This window comes from Sphingobium sp. LMC3-1-1.1 (assembly GCF_040676285.1).
Lineage (GTDB): Bacteria > Pseudomonadota > Alphaproteobacteria > Sphingomonadales > Sphingomonadaceae > Sphingobium.
In genome coordinates, this window is record NZ_JBEGHQ010000001.1 from 809121 (window position 1) to 825867 (window position 16747).

At 63.2% G+C, this 16747-nt stretch carries 31 protein-coding genes; 28 read left to right on the forward strand and 3 right to left on the reverse strand.

The window, feature by feature from the left end:
- The first annotated feature begins 45 nt into the window (after positions 1 to 45).
- The 14 genes from MRBLMC3_RS04015 (at position 46) to terL (ending at position 6398) form a co-directional block, all read left to right on the forward strand.
- Positions 46 to 318, forward strand: coding sequence for a hypothetical protein (locus MRBLMC3_RS04015; RefSeq protein ID WP_363825994.1), 273 nt, complete (start codon positions 46 to 48; stop codon positions 316 to 318).
- Between the two features lie 115 nt (positions 319 to 433).
- Positions 434 to 724 (forward strand): hypothetical protein, encoded by a 291-nt coding sequence (locus tag MRBLMC3_RS04020; protein ID WP_363825995.1) that lies wholly within the window; start codon positions 434 to 436, stop codon positions 722 to 724.
- Positions 721 to 1182: an endonuclease domain-containing protein gene (locus MRBLMC3_RS04025; protein ID WP_363825998.1), complete on the forward strand. Its 462-nt coding sequence runs from the start codon at positions 721 to 723 to the stop codon at positions 1180 to 1182. Before MRBLMC3_RS04020 ends, MRBLMC3_RS04025 begins: the two co-directional genes overlap by 4 nt.
- Entirely contained in the window at positions 1179 to 1988 is an 810-nt protein-coding gene (locus MRBLMC3_RS04030) for a YdaU family protein (protein WP_363826000.1), read from the forward strand. Before MRBLMC3_RS04025 ends, MRBLMC3_RS04030 begins: the two co-directional genes overlap by 4 nt.
- Before the next feature lie 4 nt (positions 1989 to 1992).
- On the forward strand, positions 1993 to 2421 hold the full coding sequence (locus MRBLMC3_RS04035; protein WP_363826002.1) for a hypothetical protein: 429 nt from the start codon (positions 1993 to 1995) through the stop codon (positions 2419 to 2421).
- Positions 2418 to 2543 (forward strand): hypothetical protein, encoded by a 126-nt coding sequence (locus MRBLMC3_RS04040; protein ID WP_363826004.1) that lies wholly within the window; start codon positions 2418 to 2420, stop codon positions 2541 to 2543. The genes MRBLMC3_RS04035 and MRBLMC3_RS04040 overlap by 4 nt, the downstream gene beginning before the upstream one ends.
- Entirely contained in the window at positions 2540 to 2686 is a 147-nt protein-coding gene (locus tag MRBLMC3_RS04045) for a hypothetical protein (RefSeq protein WP_363826006.1), read from the forward strand. Before MRBLMC3_RS04040 ends, MRBLMC3_RS04045 begins: the two co-directional genes overlap by 4 nt.
- A 30-nt stretch (positions 2687 to 2716) precedes the next feature.
- The gene (locus tag MRBLMC3_RS04050) at positions 2717 to 2929 is read left to right on the forward strand and encodes a hypothetical protein (RefSeq protein WP_363826008.1); all 213 of its coding nucleotides are present in this window, start codon (positions 2717 to 2719) and stop codon (positions 2927 to 2929) included.
- Positions 2913 to 3179 (forward strand): DUF2442 domain-containing protein, encoded by a 267-nt coding sequence (locus MRBLMC3_RS04055; RefSeq protein WP_363826009.1) that lies wholly within the window; start codon positions 2913 to 2915, stop codon positions 3177 to 3179. Before MRBLMC3_RS04050 ends, MRBLMC3_RS04055 begins: the two co-directional genes overlap by 17 nt.
- Positions 3176 to 3403: a hypothetical protein gene (locus tag MRBLMC3_RS04060; protein ID WP_363826012.1), complete on the forward strand. Its 228-nt coding sequence runs from the start codon at positions 3176 to 3178 to the stop codon at positions 3401 to 3403. The genes MRBLMC3_RS04055 and MRBLMC3_RS04060 overlap by 4 nt, the downstream gene beginning before the upstream one ends.
- The gene (locus MRBLMC3_RS04065; RefSeq protein WP_363826014.1) at positions 3400 to 4023 is read left to right on the forward strand and encodes a putative metallopeptidase; all 624 of its coding nucleotides are present in this window, start codon (positions 3400 to 3402) and stop codon (positions 4021 to 4023) included. Before MRBLMC3_RS04060 ends, MRBLMC3_RS04065 begins: the two co-directional genes overlap by 4 nt.
- Positions 4024 to 4045: 22 nt before the next feature.
- The gene (locus MRBLMC3_RS04070; protein WP_363826016.1) at positions 4046 to 4513 is read left to right on the forward strand and encodes a DUF2280 domain-containing protein; all 468 of its coding nucleotides are present in this window, start codon (positions 4046 to 4048) and stop codon (positions 4511 to 4513) included.
- Complete coding sequence (locus MRBLMC3_RS04075; protein ID WP_363826018.1) at positions 4510 to 4998, forward strand: hypothetical protein; 489 nt, start codon at positions 4510 to 4512, stop codon at positions 4996 to 4998. The genes MRBLMC3_RS04070 and MRBLMC3_RS04075 overlap by 4 nt, the downstream gene beginning before the upstream one ends.
- Complete coding sequence (gene terL, locus MRBLMC3_RS04080; protein ID WP_363826021.1) at positions 4995 to 6398, forward strand: phage terminase large subunit; 1404 nt, start codon at positions 4995 to 4997, stop codon at positions 6396 to 6398. Before MRBLMC3_RS04075 ends, terL begins: the two co-directional genes overlap by 4 nt.
- On the opposite strand, the gene MRBLMC3_RS04085 is transcribed toward terL, so the two are convergent.
- Positions 6399 to 6575, reverse strand: a complete 177-nt coding sequence (locus MRBLMC3_RS04085) for a hypothetical protein (protein WP_363826024.1) — start codon at positions 6573 to 6575, stop codon at positions 6399 to 6401.
- 57 nt (positions 6576 to 6632) lie between these two features.
- Here MRBLMC3_RS04085 and MRBLMC3_RS04090 point away from each other — a divergent pair, with 57 nt between their 5' ends.
- Together MRBLMC3_RS04090 and MRBLMC3_RS04095 are read left to right on the forward strand one after the other, a co-directional pair.
- On the forward strand, positions 6633 to 8546 hold the full coding sequence (locus tag MRBLMC3_RS04090; RefSeq protein ID WP_363826026.1) for an anti-CBASS protein Acb1 family protein: 1914 nt from the start codon (positions 6633 to 6635) through the stop codon (positions 8544 to 8546).
- Positions 8547 to 8709: 163 nt separating this feature from the next.
- On the forward strand, positions 8710 to 9558 hold the full coding sequence (locus tag MRBLMC3_RS04095; protein ID WP_363826027.1) for a phage minor head protein: 849 nt from the start codon (positions 8710 to 8712) through the stop codon (positions 9556 to 9558).
- Here MRBLMC3_RS04095 and MRBLMC3_RS04100 read toward each other — a convergent pair.
- Positions 9555 to 9767, reverse strand: a complete 213-nt coding sequence (locus MRBLMC3_RS04100; protein ID WP_363826029.1) for a hypothetical protein — start codon at positions 9765 to 9767, stop codon at positions 9555 to 9557. The genes MRBLMC3_RS04095 and MRBLMC3_RS04100 overlap by 4 nt on opposite strands.
- A 61-nt stretch (positions 9768 to 9828) precedes the next feature.
- Between MRBLMC3_RS04100 and MRBLMC3_RS04105 the strand changes: the two genes are divergently transcribed.
- The 7 genes from MRBLMC3_RS04105 (at position 9829) to MRBLMC3_RS04135 (ending at position 14357) form a co-directional block, all read left to right on the forward strand.
- The gene (locus MRBLMC3_RS04105; RefSeq protein ID WP_363826032.1) at positions 9829 to 10956 is read left to right on the forward strand and encodes a DUF2213 domain-containing protein; all 1128 of its coding nucleotides are present in this window, start codon (positions 9829 to 9831) and stop codon (positions 10954 to 10956) included.
- Positions 10931 to 11716 carry a structural cement protein Gp24 gene (locus tag MRBLMC3_RS04110; protein ID WP_363826035.1) on the forward strand — a complete coding sequence of 262 codons (786 nt, stop codon included), beginning with the start codon at positions 10931 to 10933 and terminating at the stop codon, positions 11714 to 11716. The genes MRBLMC3_RS04105 and MRBLMC3_RS04110 overlap by 26 nt, the downstream gene beginning before the upstream one ends.
- A gap of 31 nt (positions 11717 to 11747) precedes the next feature.
- Positions 11748 to 12692 (forward strand): DUF2184 domain-containing protein, encoded by a 945-nt coding sequence (locus MRBLMC3_RS04115; RefSeq protein WP_363826037.1) that lies wholly within the window; start codon positions 11748 to 11750, stop codon positions 12690 to 12692.
- 55 nt (positions 12693 to 12747) lie between these two features.
- A complete protein-coding gene (locus MRBLMC3_RS04120; protein WP_363826039.1) occupies positions 12748 to 13062 on the forward strand; it encodes a hypothetical protein in 315 nt (104 codons plus the stop codon).
- Positions 13063 to 13129: 67 nt separating this feature from the next.
- A complete protein-coding gene (locus MRBLMC3_RS04125) occupies positions 13130 to 13585 on the forward strand; it encodes a DUF4054 domain-containing protein (RefSeq protein ID WP_363826041.1) in 456 nt (151 codons plus the stop codon).
- Position 13586: 1 nt separating this feature from the next.
- The gene (locus MRBLMC3_RS04130) at positions 13587 to 13946 is read left to right on the forward strand and encodes a hypothetical protein (protein WP_363826043.1); all 360 of its coding nucleotides are present in this window, start codon (positions 13587 to 13589) and stop codon (positions 13944 to 13946) included.
- Positions 13947 to 14357 (forward strand): HK97-gp10 family putative phage morphogenesis protein, encoded by a 411-nt coding sequence (locus tag MRBLMC3_RS04135; RefSeq protein WP_363826044.1) that lies wholly within the window; start codon positions 13947 to 13949, stop codon positions 14355 to 14357.
- Here MRBLMC3_RS04135 and MRBLMC3_RS04140 read toward each other — a convergent pair.
- Positions 14354 to 14746 (reverse strand): hypothetical protein, encoded by a 393-nt coding sequence (locus tag MRBLMC3_RS04140; RefSeq protein ID WP_363826046.1) that lies wholly within the window; start codon positions 14744 to 14746, stop codon positions 14354 to 14356. The two genes, MRBLMC3_RS04135 and MRBLMC3_RS04140, sit on opposite strands and share 4 nt — an antisense overlap.
- A 44-nt stretch (positions 14747 to 14790) precedes the next feature.
- On the opposite strand from MRBLMC3_RS04140, the gene MRBLMC3_RS04145 reads away from it, so the two are divergent.
- From MRBLMC3_RS04145 to MRBLMC3_RS04165, 5 genes are all read left to right on the forward strand, one after another.
- A complete protein-coding gene (locus MRBLMC3_RS04145; RefSeq protein ID WP_363826048.1) occupies positions 14791 to 15015 on the forward strand; it encodes a hypothetical protein in 225 nt (74 codons plus the stop codon).
- Positions 14957 to 15364, forward strand: a complete 408-nt coding sequence (gene gp17, locus MRBLMC3_RS04150) for a tail completion protein gp17 (protein ID WP_363826050.1) — start codon at positions 14957 to 14959, stop codon at positions 15362 to 15364. The genes MRBLMC3_RS04145 and gp17 overlap by 59 nt, the downstream gene beginning before the upstream one ends.
- Positions 15365 to 15439: 75 nt before the next feature.
- Positions 15440 to 15958 carry a hypothetical protein gene (locus MRBLMC3_RS04155; RefSeq protein WP_363826052.1) on the forward strand — a complete coding sequence of 173 codons (519 nt, stop codon included), beginning with the start codon at positions 15440 to 15442 and terminating at the stop codon, positions 15956 to 15958.
- Position 15959: 1 nt separating this feature from the next.
- Positions 15960 to 16223 (forward strand): hypothetical protein, encoded by a 264-nt coding sequence (locus MRBLMC3_RS04160; protein WP_363826055.1) that lies wholly within the window; start codon positions 15960 to 15962, stop codon positions 16221 to 16223.
- Between the two features lie 68 nt (positions 16224 to 16291).
- Complete coding sequence (locus tag MRBLMC3_RS04165; RefSeq protein ID WP_363826058.1) at positions 16292 to 16747, forward strand: phage tail tube protein; 456 nt, start codon at positions 16292 to 16294, stop codon at positions 16745 to 16747.

Below are 16747 nucleotides of genomic sequence, written 5' to 3' on the forward strand. Positions count from 1 at the left end.
CAGCCGTAAATCTGGTCACCGACGCGCATTTTTACAGGAGAATTTATGACCACGACCATCACCATCGAAACCCATAGCTGGCCCGTCGCCGTCACGACCAGCGACAGCTTCCACCATACTGACAACGTCGTCCAGTCGCATGGCTATCGCGACACCACGACCTTTGTTCCCAAGGAAACGAAGCGGCTCTTCCACATCAGCAGCAACTGCTCGCTGTCCGTCCGCGAACTGCATGCGGATGCGACCGGCTTGTCGGACGAGAAGGTCGAGGGCGGCTCTCTTCCCGATGCGCCCGCAGATACGCCGGTCGCTGGCTGATTTCACCGGACCCCGGCTACGCGCCGGGGCGAGGATGAATTCAGCGAGTGCTACAATGATTTTAGACCTCCCCTTCCCCGCGAAGATCCTGTGGCCGAACGGTCGCGGGCATCACATGACGCGGCACAAAGCGGCTAAGAAGCACAAGGGCTGGGCGCGCGCCGCCGCTCTGGCTGAGCGCAGGAACGCGCCTGCCGGTGATCGGCTGCGTCTGGTCGCCACCATCCATCCCAAGCCAGCCGGCCCGGCGCCGGACAAGGATAATTCCTCCGCCGCGCTGAAGGCGTACCAGGACGGAATCGCTTGGGCCCTGGGCGTCGACGATCGCCACTTCGCGGAGCCGGAGATCCGCTTCGCCGAGCGCGTGAAGGGTGGCCGGTTCGTGATCGAGGTGGTTGCGATATGAGCCTCTATCCCGAAACCGTCGAGCGCGCCGTCGTCGCTGCCGTCGATCACTATAGCCGCGTCCTGACCGCAGCCCTGCCGACCTATGACCGGCAGACGGAATCGCCGATCGAACTGGCGATGTTCGTGTCGCTGATCGCGTTGTCGCCGGGCGAGAATGATTTGCAAATCATGCCACAGGTCCAGATCGGGCAGTATCGCGTGGACTTCCTGCTCCAGCTGGGCGCGACGGCGCTGGTCGTGGAGTGCGACGGCCATGATTATCATGAGCGGACCAAGCAGCAGGCCGCGGCGGATCGCAGCCGCGACCGCGCCATGCTGGAAGCCGGTTATCACGTCATGCGCTTCACTGGATCGGAGATCTGGAAGGATGCGCTGGCCTGCGCCCGCCAAGCCCTGAACTACCTCGAAGACGCCCATTACCGCGCCGCATGGTCGAAAGGGGCGATCGAACCGTGACAGCCCGCCCCGCCGCCCTTCCCCTCTTCGGCGATGCCTATATGGCCGACACGCGCCATCTGACGCTTGAGGAGCATGGCGCCTATCTGATGCTGCTCCTCATCGCATGGCGGTCACCTGACTGCTCGCTGCCCGATGATGACGCGCGCCTTGCCAGGATGCTGGGCATCACCCCGAAGAAGTGGGCGAAGCTGAAGCCATCCGTCATGGCGTTCTGGAAGCTGACCGCAACTGGTTGGCAGCAAGAACGGCTCACAAAAGAGTTCCGGTTCGTCGCTAAAAAGTCAGAGCAAAATCGTCAGTCCGCAAATAGTCGTTGGAACGATAAGTCACTGAAAAATAACGAAGTTGATGATGCGAACGCACATGCGGACGCAATGCCGGATGGATGCCCCTCCACCTCCACCTCCACCTCACATGAAGAAGAGGAAGAAGAGGAGCGCGCAGGTGCGAAGCCCGACAGCGTGGAAGAGGTCGCCCGCCTCATCGGCAATGCCGGAGGCATCAACCACAATCCGGCGAACGACTCCGGCCGCTACGCCGACAACCTTGCCCACGTTCGGGAATGGATGAAGCTAGGGGCCACGGTCGAAGAGATGACCGAATGCGCCCGGCGCGTCTGCGCCAGCAATTCCGAACCGATCCGCACCTTCCGATACCTCGATCCAGCCATCCGCCAAACCGTTGCCCGCCGGGAGAACCCCCATGGAACACGCCAATCCCCTGTTCGATCGTCGACCCGCTCCAGCGCTTCCGGCCGCCTCCTTGCCGCAATCGCAGCGGAGGAAGCCGAGCGTCCGCATTGAGCGGATGATCCGGGAGCTTGATGTCCGCTTCCCGCCCAACGCCACGATCAGCGAGGAAGACCGGGAAGCCCGCGTCCTGCTCCTCGCCAGCGACGTCGCCGACATGATCGAAGATCAGCTGGAGGCAGCGGTCCGGGAATGGATCAGGACCAAGGCGTTCATGCCCAAAGCTTCGGAGCTTCGTTCGCTCGCTGGCGACCTGCGCCAGAAGGCGCTGTCCGATCCGGATGACTTGGCCGCCATCGGCCGCCGTGTTGCGGAGAACTACAACACCCGCCTCCAGGGCGAGGGCAAGGCGCTGCGGTGGGTCTACAACGAGAAGGCGGACACCATGCATCTCGTCCCGCTGGACGAGTTCCGGCGCCGTGATGAACCGCGCTGCACACCCGATGAGGCTCGTGACATCCGTGACCGGAACCGGAGGGCCGCATGAAGCCGAAGATCATCGAACTGGCCTGTCTCTGCGGCGCCCGCGAAACCGACACCGGCCAGCCCCTCCCGCGGCAGTGCTGGAACTGCAAGAAGCCTGATGGAATGGGAGAATTTCCAAAATGACCGAACTGTTTTTCGCTCTGAATGTGCTGCCCGTCGTTGCCTGGTCTGCGTGGAAAGCAGGCGCGCGCATCCGCCGCAACCGGATCCGCAAGCGCCACTTCGATCGCTGGCTGGAGGAAACTGGCCGGGTCAGGGCGCGATAGCTCCATAAACGCCCAACAGAGGGGGACCGCATGACCGAAATATCATCACGCAGCAAGCCGCCGCCGCCGGGCTTTGCGGAGGTCTTCGTCCGTTGGGGCTGGCGCGGAATCGAGACCGTTTTCGGCTCGCGCACCAACTGCAACAAGCGCTGGGTGGAGCAATGCGGTGGTGGTGAACTGCTGAAGCGCCGGCGCGAATATCGTTCCAGACTCAGGGAGCTTAGGCATGATCGTGCCGCTTGATCACACAATTTGCGACGTGCGGTTCGAGCGCCGGGCCCTGTGCGTCGAATTCGGCGACGGTCGTTTCCTATGCGCGCCCCTCGAATGGTTCCCGATCCTGAATGCAGCCCGCGGCGGCCAGCTGGACGACTTCGTCATCGCGGAGGACGGTATGTCGGTTGCATGGCCGGACCTTGGCGAGGTGGTGAGTTCCGAATTCCTGCTCGGGCGGCGGATTGGTGGCAATTCGCGAGGGGAGAGGATGCTGTGACCGACATCTCCGACCATGCGGTCATTCGATACCTAGAGCGGGTGAAGGGCGTCGACATCGCGGCCTTGCGCGCTGAGATGCAGAGCCCTGCTCTTGCGGTTGCGGAGGAGTTCGGCTGCCCGGTGGTGATCGGGAAGAATGGCGAGCGCCTGGTCGTCCGCAACGGCGTCGTCGTGACCGTGATCGCCAAGGCGCGCAATGTGGGGAGGACGATTGGGCGATGAGGCCATACCCGCCCCAAGACCTCGCCACCTTCTCGGAAATCGAGATGGCCGACCGGTTCGTTCCCGCGTTCGATCTGCGCGATTGGATCGTCGAGACGTTCGTGAGTGAGGATAGCGAACTGTTCAACGCCGATCATGCCCACCTGCGAGACGCCTCGCTGGGCGTTCTCTGGACGAACTGCGACAACGGCCGGAACATGCGCAGCGTCATCGGCCAGGCGGAACTGATGCCGCCGACGGCCATGGGCAAATGGCAGAAGGCCCGCGCCGCGCAGCAGGTCGAGGAATGGTTCGGGGAGGTGCCGGACTTCCTGCTGACTTTCAGCGCGCCGGCTGCGCATGGAATGGATGATGCGAGCTTCTGCGCGCTGGTCGAGCATGAGCTTTACCACTGCGGCCAAGCGCTCGACATGTTCGGGATGCCGAAGTTTCGGAAGGACGGATCTCCCGTGTTCGCGATCAAGGGGCATGATGTGGAGGAATTCGTTGGGGTCGTGGCGCGCTATGGCGCCAAAGCCGCAGGGGTCGAGCAAATGGTGGAGGCGGCGAACCGCAGGCCGTTAATCGGCGAGGCATCGATCGCGGGTGTGTGCGGCACCTGCCGCCGCGAAGCCGCCTAGTTGACCGGGGGGAGACGAAACCATGGCTGAAACCCGCCTGTCCGAAGACGTCAAAACCTTCATCGTGCAAGCCCTCGCCTGCTTCGACACGCCGTCGCAGGTGGTCGAGGCCGTCAACCAGGAATTCAAGATCCAGATCAGCCGTCAGAGCGTTGAAAAATATGACCCGACAAAGGTAGCCGGCGCGAAGGTGGCGCCAAAATGGCGGGCTCTGTTCGAGCAGGCGCGCAAGGCCTTCATCGAGGATACGTCGCAGATCGCTATCGCGCACCGTGCCACCCGGCTCCGCGCTCTCCAGCGCATGGCGGCGAAGGCTGAGGCGAAGGGCAATTTCCCGTTGGCGGCGGCCCTGAACAAGCAGGCGGCCGAGGAGATGGGCAACGCCTACACGAACCGGCGCGAATTAACGGGCAAGGACGGGAAGGATCTACCCGTCGCCGCGCCTGCGGTCGCCATCTTCGCGCTGCCGGACAATGGGAGGGATGGGTGACCTGGATTGTTGACGAAAATGGGCGGCGATGGGTTGAGCCGCAGGCACGGGTAAAGCGCAAGCGCGGTCGTGGCCGGTTCGCTGACGTGAAGGTAGGCGATCAGTTGATGTGCCGGGTGATTAGCCGTTGGGATTCGCCGATCCGCGATGATCTAGCCGCAAACGATGCAGGCTGGCAGCGACACGAGCGGGATCATGGGTTCCAATATGCGATTGTTACCGACCTTTGGTTCGATCCGGTCGCCGGCCAAGATGACCCCCTAAAGGGGGAGATGGTCGGGATACAAATCCTGCATCAAGGCAGGCCAAGGGGTGGCAAGCGAGCGCATACCATTCGCGGATTGGCTTCGAATAAATGGCAGTATGCCGATCGGGATGAAATAGCGCATTGGGAGGCCGTTCGCGCGGGAGTCGATGCGGGCGATGTGATTGGCATTGGTCGTGGTAGGCGCGATCGCAAAGAGCCTCGCTTGTATCGGCTGTGAACGCCCACACCACCATCACCCCCGCAATCGGCCCCGAGACGATCCGCCCCCAGCCCGGCCCCCAGACCGCCTTCCTCTCCTCGCCCGCTGACATCGCCATCTACGGCGGCGGCGCCGGCGGCGGGAAGACCTGGGGCCTGCTGATGGAGCCGCTGCGCCATGTCAGCAATCCCGGCTTCGGCGCCGTCTTCTTCCGACGCTCCACGGTCCAGATCCGCAATGAAGGCGGTCTCTGGGACGAAAGCGCCACCCTCTACCCGCAGATCGGCGGCGATCCCAAAGAGCACGAATTATGGTGGAAGTTTCCCAGCGGTGCTGCTGTCAGCTTCGCGCACCTCGAGCATGACAAGACACGCTTCAACTACCAGGGCGCGCAGATCCCGCTCATCTGCTTCGATGAGCTGACGCATTTCAGCGCGATCCAGTTCTGGTATATGGTCAGCCGCAACCGCTCCATGTGCGGGGTCCGGCCCTACATCCGCGCCACCTGTAACCCCGATGCTGATAGCTGGGTGGCCGAACTCATCGCGTGGTGGATCGATCAGGATACCGGTCTGCCGATTCCCGAGCGTGCGGGCGTGCTGCGCTGGTTCGTGCGCGTCGGCGAGGATCTGAAATGGGCGGACAGCCCGGAAGAACTCGCTTGCTACACGATGCTGAACGACGCGGGCGAGACGGTTCCGATCCCGGCAAAGTCGCTGACATTCATCCCGGCAAAGCTGACCGACAATAAGGCGCTGATGGCGGCGGACCCCGGCTATATGGCCTCGCTGCTGGCGCTGCCGCTGGTCGAGCGGGAACGGCTGCTCGGCGGCAATTGGAAGATCAGGCCGGCCGCTGGGCTGTATTTCCAGCGGGCCTGGTGCCGGGTTGTCGATGCGGTGCCGGCGGGTACGATCTTCGGGCGCGGTTATGACCTTGCGGCCACACCTCCGACCGCGGACAATCCCGACCCTGATGCCACGGCATCGACAAAGATCGGGCGCATGCCGGATGGGCGCTACATCGTCGTCGACTGCCGCAAGGTGATGACCACGCCTGCCGGCGTCGAGCGGTTCATCATGAACACGGCCAGCGAGGACGGGCACGCTGTCGAAATATCCCTGCCGCAAGATCCGGGGCAGGCGGGCAAGAGCCAGGTCGCCGCGATGACCAAGATGCTGAGCGGCTATACGGTGCGATCCTCGACCGAGACTGGCGACAAGGTGACGCGGTTCGGGCCGTTCTCCGCGCAGGCTGAGGCGGGCAACGTCGATGTGATGCGCGGGCCGTGGAATGATGGCTGGTTCAACGCGCTGGAGGGATTCCCGGTCGCCAAGCACGACGATGAAGCTGATTCTACCTCGCGGGCCTTCGACATCGTATCACTGCGGAAGGGATCGGCCTTCGACGTGCTTTGATCAATCCCCCTGCCGCGGCGCGACTTTCCGCCAACGACTGAGGGCATTTTGCGCGCTCGAGCCTTTCACTGTGACATTCGAGCCTTCGAATGCGCCCGAAGCCTCCCACACCGTTTTGGCTGTCTGAAGGACGGTCACAACCACATCCTGACCGTCGAGCTTGATCTTATAGTCCATTTTCACCCCTTCTGGCGTCCGTAGCTTTCCTGCCCGACGCTGCGCACCGTCGCAAGCATGGGAACCGTCTCGCCGCTCCGCCGCTTCGCCGATGGCCTGGCGAATGTCCTCACCGGTCGCGGCACGACCGTAGACCGCAGCAGCTTCAATTTTTGGGCACGCCGCTTCACCACTCCCGAACAGATCGAGAATGCCTATCTCGGCTCCTGGCTGCATCGGAAGATCGTCGACACCCCCGCGCAAGACATGGTGCGCGCCGGCCGCGATTGGGACGCGGAAGACGACCAGATCGCCGCTATCGAGAAAGAGGAAAAGCGCCTCGGCTATTGGGCCAAACTCTATGAAGCGCTGACCCTCGGTCGCCTTGGTGGTGGTGTCATCCTGATTGGCCTGGGCGATGACCCGTCCCGCCCCCTGCCCACCACCATCCGCCCGAACCAGATACAATACCTGACCGTGCTGTCCCGGTGGCAGCTGACGATCGGCGACATGGAACTGGACCCGGCGCTGCCCACATTCGGCCAGCCACGCTATTTCCGCCTCGCCGGCACCTCCCGCAATATCGACATTCATCCGTCCCGCGTCGTCTGCTTCAAGGGCCTGCCTATCCCGGCGATCCGCGTCGCCAGCTGGGAAGATCGCTTCTGGGGCATGTCCGTCGTGGAGGCCGTGGACGAGGCGGTGCAGCAGGCGACGACTGCATGCGCCGGGTTCGCCTCGCTGATCGATGAGGCGAAAATCGATGTGTTCCGGTTCAACGGGACCGTGGAGCAGCTTTCCTTGCCCGGCGGCGAAGAAAAACTGATGAAGCGCGTTGAGCTGACCAACACCGGCAAGAGCGTCCACCGCGCCGTCATCCTCGACAAGGAGGACGAATGGGAGCAGCGCCAACTGTCGCTCGCTGGTGTCCGCGACGTCATCATCACGTATGATGCACGGGTGGCGGGCGCGGCCGACATCCCGGCAACGCGGCTGTTCGGCAAGGCGCCTGACGGCATGAACGCGACCGGCGAAGGCGATCTCGCCAACTACTTCCAGTCGATCGGCGCGAAGCAGGACATGCAGCTGCGGCCAGCGATGCAGCAGCTCGACGCGGTGGTGCTGCCGTCCGCTGGTGTCCCTGCCGATCTGCCCTGGACCTTCTCGACGCTCATGGTGCTGACCGAGGCGCAGGCAGCTGACATCGAACTGAAGGAAGCGCAGGCGCTGGAGAAATACGTCGGCCTCGCCGTCGTACCGGAAAGCGCGCTTGCCAAGACCGTCCAGAACCGGATGATCGAGAGCGGCAGATTCCCTGGCCTGAAGAAGAACATTGAGGACGCGGAGAAGGCTGGCGAAGGTCTGCCTGACGGCGGAGAGGCTGATCTGGGCATCGTTCCAGTTGGCGGAAACAGCGGAAAGGAAGGTGATCGGACATCTGCCGGTGCTGGCGGGGGAACCCCCGTAAATTCTCCCGCCCGCCGTGCTGTGAATGATGCGGCTGTGTTCTTTGCCGACGCTGCGCCTCGCCCGCTCTACGTCCAGCGCAAGCTGCTGAACGCCGCCGACCTGATTGCATGGGCCAAGGACAACGGGTTCAAGTCGACGCTGGCCGCCGACGACATGCATGTCACGGTGCTTTACTCCCGGTCCCCGGTCGATCCGATGAAGATGGGCGAAAGCTGGTCCGGCGACGAGCAGGGACGCATGCGCGTGAAGCCCGGCGGCCCGCGCGCGATCGAGCGGTTTGGCGAGAATGCTGTCGTGCTACTATTCGCGTCGTGGGAGCTGGAGAGCCGTCACAGGTCCATGGTTGATGCCGGCGGAAGCCATGACTTCGGCGACTATCACCCGCACGTCACGCTGTCCTACGAGGTTCCGGCTGACGTCGTTCTGGCGGCGATCAAGCCTTACGCAGGCGCGCTGGAGTTCGGGCCGGAACTGTTCGAGCCGCTGGATCTGGATTGGAAGCGGAAGGTCACGGAGGAATGACGACACAGGCGATCATCGATGTGCTGCAGTCACTCACCATCCTCGGTCTGTGTGCTCAAGTTGCTATGCTGCGTCGTGATCGGCGGACGAACCGGGCAATCCGGCCAATAGCTCCTCCTCCAGCGCCACCCGGAAGCAAGCCTGCATCCCGACCGACGCGCTAATGCCCTTCTCCCTGCCCACCCTCGCCCGCCGCGCCGGCAAGCGCCGCAACATCACCCTGCGCCCGATCATCCCGACGCAGGCGCAGGCAACGGACCTGGCAGCCATCTACGCCCCCGCTTGGCAAATATGGCAGCAGAACATCGACCGCATCCTTGCGGGTTATGATCCGCAGCCCCTGCCCACAGCCGACGCGCTGACGATCGACACCGCCGACCAGGTCCAGTCCGCCATCGAGGGCGTGGCCAACGAGTTCCTGACCATCCTCACGGCGCGGATCACGCCCGCGCTGCAACGGTGGATCATCTCGGCCGAGCGGGTCCACCGCGACAAGTGGGCCGCCGCGATTAAGGCTGGCGTCGGCGTCGATCTCGACCTGATCCTCAATGCTGGCGAGGTGCAGGAGACGCTCTCGACCTTCATGGCGCGGAATGTTGCCCTGGTCCGCAACGTCAGCGATCAGGCGCAGGGCCGGATCTCCGATGCTGTGTTCCGCGGCTATGAGCGGCGCGCGACGGCCCGCGAGGTGGCAAAGGAAATCCAGGAGGCGACCGGCATGGGCCGAGACAGGGCGACGAACATCGCCGCCGACCAGAACAGCAAGCTATCATCCCAGCTCGACCGGGAACGCCAGGCGCAGGCCGGCCTGACGCAGTTCAAATGGCGTCACTCGGGGAAGGTCCACCCGCGCGCATGGCACCGTGCCCGCGACGGCAAGGTCTATGACAGCCGCACCGGCAAGCCTGTTGGAGGTGGCGATGCCATCCCTTCAGACGACCGTGCCGGGATGGCGCCGTGGTGCGGGTGTCGGGAGCAGGCTTATATCGCGCTGCTGGATGAGGTGGATTAGAAAACGAAGGTCACGTTGCCTGGATTAGCTCCAGCGATGCCGAGACGATCCAGCGAAGACAAGAGACCAGCATCCCGCAGAATTAGCTTTGCTCCCTTCGACTTACCGGCGCCCGCGATCCCCAACAGGTCTATTTGCTTGAAGCCGCGCACGCTGATGTCAATGCCACCTCCAGCGCCGGCGAGGCCAAGAAGTTCTAATTGCGTCATATCTTTCCCCTTTCTCGATCCACTTACAACAATCTGGCGTCCGTAGAACCCATTTCCCGCCATGGGGCACACAAGCCCCATGGTGCAACTCTGCGACACCCTTGACGCTACAACGACCGCTCGCATTTGCGCGGACGGTTCCCTTGTCGCAGATGTTCGCGCCGCCCGCATCGGCATCCAGACCTATCTCGCCTCCGAGGCTGGCGCCCCAGCCCACTTCAAGGACAACATCGTCCGCGTCTATCGGCCTGAGGAAGAGGTTTTCAACCGCGACAGCATGGCATCCTTCGCCGCTGCGCCCTTCACGATCGACCATCCCACGGTTGATGTGAACGCCGACAACTGGCGCAAGCTCGGTGTCGGCGAGGTGAACGGCGATGTTGTCCGCGATGGCGGCTTCGTCCGCGTGCCGGTGATCGTCCGCGATGCCGCATCGGTCGAGAAGGTTCGCACGACCCACAAGCAGCTCTCCATGGGCTATTCCTGCACCCTCGACTGGACGCCGGGCACCGCTCCCGACGGGCAGGCCTACGACGCCGTGCAGCGGAACATCCGCATCAACCATATCGCCGCAGTTCGCGCCGCTCGGGGCGGGGCCGAACTCAAGATTAGCGATGAACGCCCGCCCCTTTCGGAGAAACCAACGATGAAGATCAAGATCGGCGACGCTGATGTCGACCTGAGCGACGGCGCCGCTGTTGCTCTCGCTGTCGGCACTCTGAACGCAAATCTGACGGATGCGCTCGGCAAGGTCGGTTCGCTGACCGCTGACCTGGCAACCGCCAATACCAGCATCCAGGCGAAGGACGGCGAGATTGCTGCCCTGACCCAGAAGCTGGCCGATGCGGAAGTCACCCCGGCGAAGCTTCAGCAGCTGGCCGACGCCCGCGCTGATGTGATCGGCAAGGCGAAGATCCTCGCGCCGAACATCGTCGTGGACGGCAAGACCGACGCAGAAATCCGCAAGGAGGCCGTGTCCGCCAAGCTGGGCGACTCCGCAAAGGACATGGCTGACGCCGCGATCGAGGGCGCTTTCCTCGCCTTCACCAAGGACGCGAAGGCCCCCGATCCGCTGCGCGATGCGCTGAAGGATGGTCTCCGTGTCAACGACACGTATGCCGAAGTTGCAACCGCTTATGACGCGATGGTCTCTGAACTGACCGATGCGTGGAAGCCCAAGGCCGCCTAAGGAGGAATTTATGGCGACGTATCAGACCGATTATTCGGACGCGCCGGCCAAGTGGCTGCCGGGTCAGATCACCAGCGAGGAAAAGGCGAACCGGATCAGCCGCACGGTTGAATCCGCTGCCGGCCTCGAATTTGGGCAGCCCGCGTTCCGCGGCGCAAATGATCAGGGGTGCATTGTCGGTGAGGCATTCGCCGCGACCGCGATTGCTTCGGCGCTTGGCACCAACACCGGCAACGGCACCTTTGGCGCGATCACCGTTTCGGCTGGCGCGAAGCAGGGCAATTACACCCTGACGATCATCGAACCGGCCACCAACGCGGGGACGTTCGTTGTGGTTGACCCCGATGGCGTGCAGATTGGTGATGGCGCCGTTGCTGCGGCCTTCTCGGCGGGTGGTCTCGCTTTCACGTTGGCGGACGGTGTCACCGACTTTGTGGCGGGCGATAGTTTCATGATCGCTGTGTCATACACCGCAAACGCCGAATTCCTTGGCCTTGCAATTCTGAATCGTGCGGTTCCGGCAATCGTCGGCGCCTCCTCACAGGACCGCTACCCGCAATATGTGAAGGCGGCGCTCATGACCTTGGGGCCGATCGCCGTGGTTGCGGGCGAGAGCGTTGGTCCCGGCGATCCGGTTTACTGGAACCCGGCGACCAAGCGCTTCACCAAGACGACCACGCACATCCGCATTCCGGATTGCACTTTCGAAGAAACCGGGGGCAACGGCGATGTCGTCGAAGTCTCCTTGAAGCTGCGCTAAGGAGGGCGGGCCATTGTACCAGCAGACGCAAATGCTTGACGAACAGGCCGCCTATGGCCTCGTCGTTGCGCAGGGCCGGGAGATCGAGGCGGCTATTTACAAGCGCCGCTATCCCACTTTCAACTATGCCGACCATATCCCTGTGGTCACTCAGGGCAATGCCTGGGGCATCGGCACGCAGTTCCGCCTGAAGGATCACACAGGCGCGGCCAAGATCATCTCGGGCAAGGCCGCCGATATGCCCTTCGGGAAGTCGACCCACAATCTCGGCACGCATGACTATTTCATGGTCGGCGCAGGCTGGGAATGGTCGGACGAGGAGATCAACCAGGGCGCGCTCTACGGCATCAACGCCGTCGAGGATGATGCCATGGACGCTGGCGACGATGTGGAGCGTCTGCTCTACAATATCGGCATGTCGGGTTCGGACGAGATCAACACGACCGGCCTCGTCAACAGCGCGATTGTCCAGCGCACCGACGCCGCGACGGTTGGCGGCTCCACCTTCTGGGCCAACAAGGATGCCGACGAGATGGCGGCGGACGTTAATGCTGGCCTGAACGCTGTCCGCGAGAACTCGAATGAGGTCGAATGGGCTGATACTGTTCGTTTGCCTCCTTCGGCTTTTCGTGCGGCCTCGGAACGGCGCCTTACCGATGCCGGCGGTGTCATCAGCGCGCTCGAATATATCCGGCGTAATAACAACTATACGGCCGAGACCGGGCAGCCGCTCGACATTCGTCCCCTGCGTGACCTGGCTTCGGCTTCGCAGGACGGTGGCGGCCGCATGGCTGTCTACCGCAAGGATCCGCAGGTTCTGCGCTTCCATCTGCCAATGCCGCGCCGGGTTCTGCCGGTCTATCGGGCCGGACTGATGCACTATCAGCAGGGCGTCATTGCACGCACGGGTGGCACGGAAATCCGCCTGCCGGGTGCGATGGCCTATATCGACGAGATCAGCGACGTTCCGAGCTGATTTGAGCCAAGGGGCCGGGCCTGAACTGGTCCGGCCTTCGGTTTCAGGAGGATTTATGGATTTCCAAGTCGAAAACAAAGGCCCTGCGGCCGTTGGTGTGTGGACCGAAAACGGCCATGCATGGGTCAAGCCGGGCGCTTCGGTGCCTCTTGCCCTGTCGGACGAGCAGGCAAAGCGGGCCAGCAAAACGCTGTCGGTAAAGCCTGTTGAGGCAGGCGACCACGAACCGGCGCAGGATCTGGCGAAGCTGTCTGTGAACGCGTTGAAGGAACTCGCTGCCAAGGAAGAGATCGACCTCGGCGACGCTACGAAGAAGCTCGACATCATCGCCGCGATCGAACTGGCCCGCGAGGAAGCTGGCAAGGAATAACCGGAACGCTCCGGGGGTGACGGGCCGCTGCTCATATGGGCGGCGGCCCTTTTCGTAAGGATCACAGATGGCTTTCACCGCGCCCGCCAAGGCAACCTTTACCGGCATTTTCCCGGCCTTTGCGGCCGTCACGGACGAGGCCTATGCCTTCTGGTCCGCCCGCGCCGCGTGCATCGTCGATCCGATCCAGACATGCCTTGCCGATGATGCCGAACTGGCCTGCATGCTGGCGACGGCCCACTATCTGACCCAGCAGGGCATCGGCACCGGCACAGACGCGCAGATGGCCGCCCAGGGCGCCAGCGGGTTCAAGCGGATCAAGTCGGGCAGCCTTGAACTGGAGAAGGCGGACAATCCCGCGGTTTCCGGCATGGGCGATTGGGGCACGACGTCATTCGGCGTCCAGCTCTATCCGTTGCTGAAGGCTTGCGTCGGCGGGCCGCGCGTGACCGGCACCGGATGCGTCGTGGGTGGCAACGGGTTCAACGGCTTCGCGGGCGTGATCCCGCCCTGGGGAAGCTGATATGGGCCTGCTCGACGGCGGCATCGCGGCGATTTTCGGGGCGGCGTTCAGCGGCCTCTATCTCGACGGCACGCTGCACAGAGGCACCGGCTCCCCGATCTATGCGTCTGGTGGCGTGATCACCGGCTATGCCGGCGGCGGCGATGTGCCGATCAAGGTGCAGGTGGACGCCGCGACTGACGCCATGCGCCGCGCCGACGGCTTCGCTGAAGGCGATGTCCGGATCATCATTCTCGCGCAGGGGATCGGCCCTGTGACCAGCGACCATCGCATTACCATCGGCGCCACGACCTACAGCCTTCAGGCAGCCGAACTGGATGCGGCCGCATCGCACTGGATCTGCCGGGGACGGCGCATCTGAATGGCACTCAAGTTCGCTGATCGACACCTCAAGCGCCTCCGTAAGATGACGACCGGCATGCGGAAGGAGGCGCAGAAGCTCGTCTATACGCTGGCCGACATGCATGCGACCGAGGCGGCTCTGAGCATCACATCCGGGTCTGTCTCAGGCAAGAACCACAAGCCGTCATCACCGGGCCAACCACCCAATGCCGACACCGGCCAGCTCGATCGCTCGGTTCATGTCGAACAGGTCGGGCCGCTTCAGGCCAACTCGGTTGCGGACGCGCCCTATGCCGCCGCGCAGGAATTCGGGTCGTCGACACTCCCGGAGCGACCCTTCATGCGCCCGGCGGCGAAAAAGGTACGGAAACAGGCGGACAAGCTCGCCAAGGCTGCCGTCGACCGGATCGTGAAGGGCGGTAAGCTCTAATACGATCCTATGTGGATCAGCCGCCACGACTTCCCGCTTTCGTCATCCGGTGCCAGCTCGACCAGGAAGCGCGTCCTCATCATCGCACCGAACGAATTTTGAGAGTCGACGGGGGTTAGAACCGTGAAGGAGCATTTCCCAGCGTTCTTGGATGGTGTCACATGAACATCTTTGTCCGTGACGTTGGGGAATTGGGCACTGGCTGGCGATTTCAACTGATCGCGGATGAAATTCTGCGACATCACGAAGGCCATGACATCGTTCTCGCACGCTGGCTTACTGGCACAACCTACAAGCATGATGGATGCGATCACCGCTATTTGACGCATATTCCCCCCTTTCCTGCCGTCCGTATCCCAGCGAGCGCGCTGGTCTAGCATGAACGACATGACCCACATCCAGCGCCGACATGAATATACGGTAAAGCCAGATCGTGCTACATGTCCGCGTCGTGGCGTTTCGGCTCAACCTCGACCATCTGGGCCTTTGGCTCGACGCCATCCTAGCGCGTCTGGAAACCGAGCACGAACCGACGAACTGGAATCTGCTCGCGGCACTGGGCGATGCGCTGGTCTTTCCCCGTTTTCTGGGGCCGGACAATGACGATCTCCCCAACCTTCCATGTCCGCGAGACGATCCTGACGGCCCTCCAGGCTGACGCAGCCGTCGCCGCGCTGATCCCGGCCGACAGCCTCTATCCGAGCAAGACCCCGAACAATCCGACCAAGCCCTTCGGGCGTTATGGCGTCGAAACCAACATTCCTTCGCGCCCTTCGGGCTGGCGCGGCGGCGAGGTGTCGGGGGCCTATCATGTCTGGGTCGGCGTGACGGACGCGATCCCCGACCCCAAGACCTACTGCGAGCAATGCGTCGAGGCCGTCGCCGAGGTCATCGACGCCCTGCCGGATTGCTATGTCGAGCGGACCCAGCTGCTGGAGGATGGTGAGGAAGCCGATCTCTGGCACGGCGTCATCCAGTTCGCCTTTACCGCCCTTGCCGAAATCTAATCGTCCGTAGAGGATGCGGCCTGCTGGTTCCATGTGAGGGAGGACAATCCATCCTTTCTCGCAGGAGCCAGGCACATGACCGCAGGCGTTACCCTCCAGACCAAGCTGTCGATCATCGGGGGCCTCGAAGGGACTGCCGCCAAGGGCAGCATGAAGCTGAAGCTCGATGACATCCTCGAATCGCTGGAGCTGACCCCGGGCACCAACACGACCGGCAAAGCGGACCTGCTCTATACCGCGACGCGGACGATCGCCGCTTCGGCCAACGAGGATCTGGATCTCGCCGGCGCGCTCGCCAATGCCTTCGGCGCCACCATCACTGCCGCGGAAGTGGTGCTGATCTTCATCAAGGCGGCATCGGGCAACACCAACAATGTCAATGTCACCCGGCCCGCGTCCAATGGCTTCGCCGGTCCCTTCCTCGCAGCCGGCGACGGCGTGAAGATCGCGCCCGGCGAATGGGCCGTCTTCCAGTCGAAGGCGGGATGGCCCGTGACCGCTGGCACCGGCGACCTGCTGAACATTGCCAACAGCGGCGGCGCGACCGGCGTGACATATGATGTCCTGATCGTCGCTCGGTCTGTGGTGGCCTGACATGGGCCGCCGCATCATCTTCGAACGGACCTATAATCACCGCTGGCCCTCGCGGGCGATCACCGAGTTTCGGGCATCTGGGATGCCGCAGCTCGTCAAGCGGGAGGTGCAGAAGGCCGCGCTCGAAGGTGGCTATGCGCGTTTCGCCACGAAGGCCGAGTGCGATGCAGCCGACCGGGAGGCGGAGACTGTCCCGGCACCTGAGCAGGATGCGGCTCCATCGACTGGAGATGCTGATCCTCCCGCAGGCGATGGGCGTCCGTAGAGCCTGCTCCTAGCCCGGTTCAAAGTTGCCCGGTCTTCTAATCTCGCCCAAGCGAAGGGGTTTGCACCATGGGTTACACGACTGGCCGCGTGAAGGGCAATTACGCCGACATCCTCTATGGGGACGGCGGCTCGCCTTCCGAGACGTTCACCCAGCTCTGCGGCATCAATACCCGCGGTCTGGAAGTCACCTATGCCAATGCCTTCGAGGCAACCGACTATGATTGCACCGATCCCGAAGCCGCGGCGCAGACGCTCCGCGACGTCGGGGCGCAGGACTGGTCGATCTCCGGTTCCGGCCTCTACAACCGGACGCAGATGGCTGCACTGCGCGGTCTGCTGGGGGCTTCGCAGAACTGGCGCTTCGCCATCGACGAACCCTCGACGGAGAGTGTCGATGATGGCTGGTGGCAGGGGCCGGGCATGATTTCGAGCTTCAAGGTCGATGGCAATGACGGCGAATACACGCAGGTTTCGCTGACCATCACCGGCATGGGGCTGCTGACCTGGGCCGACGCGGCATAA

What these genes read in the sequence shown, in the direction of transcription:
- MRBLMC3_RS04015 (WP_363825994.1), top strand. Translation starts at nt 46, where the DNA reads ATGACCACGACCATCACCATCGAAACCCATAGCTGGCCCGTCGCCGTC.
- MRBLMC3_RS04020 (WP_363825995.1), top strand. Translation starts at nt 434, where the DNA reads ATGACGCGGCACAAAGCGGCTAAGAAGCACAAGGGCTGGGCGCGCGCC.
- MRBLMC3_RS04025 (WP_363825998.1), top strand. Translation starts at nt 721, where the DNA reads ATGAGCCTCTATCCCGAAACCGTCGAGCGCGCCGTCGTCGCTGCCGTC.
- MRBLMC3_RS04035 (WP_363826002.1), top strand. Translation starts at nt 1,993, where the DNA reads ATGATCCGGGAGCTTGATGTCCGCTTCCCGCCCAACGCCACGATCAGC.
- MRBLMC3_RS04040 (WP_363826004.1), top strand. Translation starts at nt 2,418, where the DNA reads ATGAAGCCGAAGATCATCGAACTGGCCTGTCTCTGCGGCGCCCGCGAA.
- MRBLMC3_RS04045 (WP_363826006.1), top strand. Translation starts at nt 2,540, where the DNA reads ATGACCGAACTGTTTTTCGCTCTGAATGTGCTGCCCGTCGTTGCCTGG.
- MRBLMC3_RS04050 (WP_363826008.1), top strand. Translation starts at nt 2,717, where the DNA reads ATGACCGAAATATCATCACGCAGCAAGCCGCCGCCGCCGGGCTTTGCG.
- MRBLMC3_RS04055 (WP_363826009.1), top strand. Translation starts at nt 2,913, where the DNA reads ATGATCGTGCCGCTTGATCACACAATTTGCGACGTGCGGTTCGAGCGC.
- MRBLMC3_RS04065 (WP_363826014.1), top strand. Translation starts at nt 3,400, where the DNA reads ATGAGGCCATACCCGCCCCAAGACCTCGCCACCTTCTCGGAAATCGAG.
- MRBLMC3_RS04070 (WP_363826016.1), top strand. Translation starts at nt 4,046, where the DNA reads ATGGCTGAAACCCGCCTGTCCGAAGACGTCAAAACCTTCATCGTGCAA.
- MRBLMC3_RS04085 (WP_363826024.1), bottom strand. Translation starts at nt 6,575, where the DNA reads ATGGACTATAAGATCAAGCTCGACGGTCAGGATGTGGTTGTGACCGTC.
- MRBLMC3_RS04090 (WP_363826026.1), top strand. Translation starts at nt 6,633, where the DNA reads ATGGGAACCGTCTCGCCGCTCCGCCGCTTCGCCGATGGCCTGGCGAAT.
- MRBLMC3_RS04095 (WP_363826027.1), top strand. Translation starts at nt 8,710, where the DNA reads ATGCCCTTCTCCCTGCCCACCCTCGCCCGCCGCGCCGGCAAGCGCCGC.
- MRBLMC3_RS04100 (WP_363826029.1), bottom strand. Translation starts at nt 9,767, where the DNA reads ATGACGCAATTAGAACTTCTTGGCCTCGCCGGCGCTGGAGGTGGCATT.
- MRBLMC3_RS04105 (WP_363826032.1), top strand. Translation starts at nt 9,829, where the DNA reads ATGGGGCACACAAGCCCCATGGTGCAACTCTGCGACACCCTTGACGCT.
- MRBLMC3_RS04110 (WP_363826035.1), top strand. Translation starts at nt 10,931, where the DNA reads ATGCGTGGAAGCCCAAGGCCGCCTAAGGAGGAATTTATGGCGACGTAT.
- MRBLMC3_RS04115 (WP_363826037.1), top strand. Translation starts at nt 11,748, where the DNA reads ATGCTTGACGAACAGGCCGCCTATGGCCTCGTCGTTGCGCAGGGCCGG.
- MRBLMC3_RS04120 (WP_363826039.1), top strand. Translation starts at nt 12,748, where the DNA reads ATGGATTTCCAAGTCGAAAACAAAGGCCCTGCGGCCGTTGGTGTGTGG.
- MRBLMC3_RS04125 (WP_363826041.1), top strand. Translation starts at nt 13,130, where the DNA reads ATGGCTTTCACCGCGCCCGCCAAGGCAACCTTTACCGGCATTTTCCCG.
- MRBLMC3_RS04130 (WP_363826043.1), top strand. Translation starts at nt 13,587, where the DNA reads ATGGGCCTGCTCGACGGCGGCATCGCGGCGATTTTCGGGGCGGCGTTC.
- MRBLMC3_RS04135 (WP_363826044.1), top strand. Translation starts at nt 13,947, where the DNA reads ATGGCACTCAAGTTCGCTGATCGACACCTCAAGCGCCTCCGTAAGATG.
- MRBLMC3_RS04140 (WP_363826046.1), bottom strand. Translation starts at nt 14,746, where the DNA reads ATGTCGTTCATGCTAGACCAGCGCGCTCGCTGGGATACGGACGGCAGG.
- gp17 (WP_363826050.1), top strand. Translation starts at nt 14,957, where the DNA reads ATGACGATCTCCCCAACCTTCCATGTCCGCGAGACGATCCTGACGGCC.
- MRBLMC3_RS04155 (WP_363826052.1), top strand. Translation starts at nt 15,440, where the DNA reads ATGACCGCAGGCGTTACCCTCCAGACCAAGCTGTCGATCATCGGGGGC.
- MRBLMC3_RS04160 (WP_363826055.1), top strand. Translation starts at nt 15,960, where the DNA reads ATGGGCCGCCGCATCATCTTCGAACGGACCTATAATCACCGCTGGCCC.
- MRBLMC3_RS04165 (WP_363826058.1), top strand. Translation starts at nt 16,292, where the DNA reads ATGGGTTACACGACTGGCCGCGTGAAGGGCAATTACGCCGACATCCTC.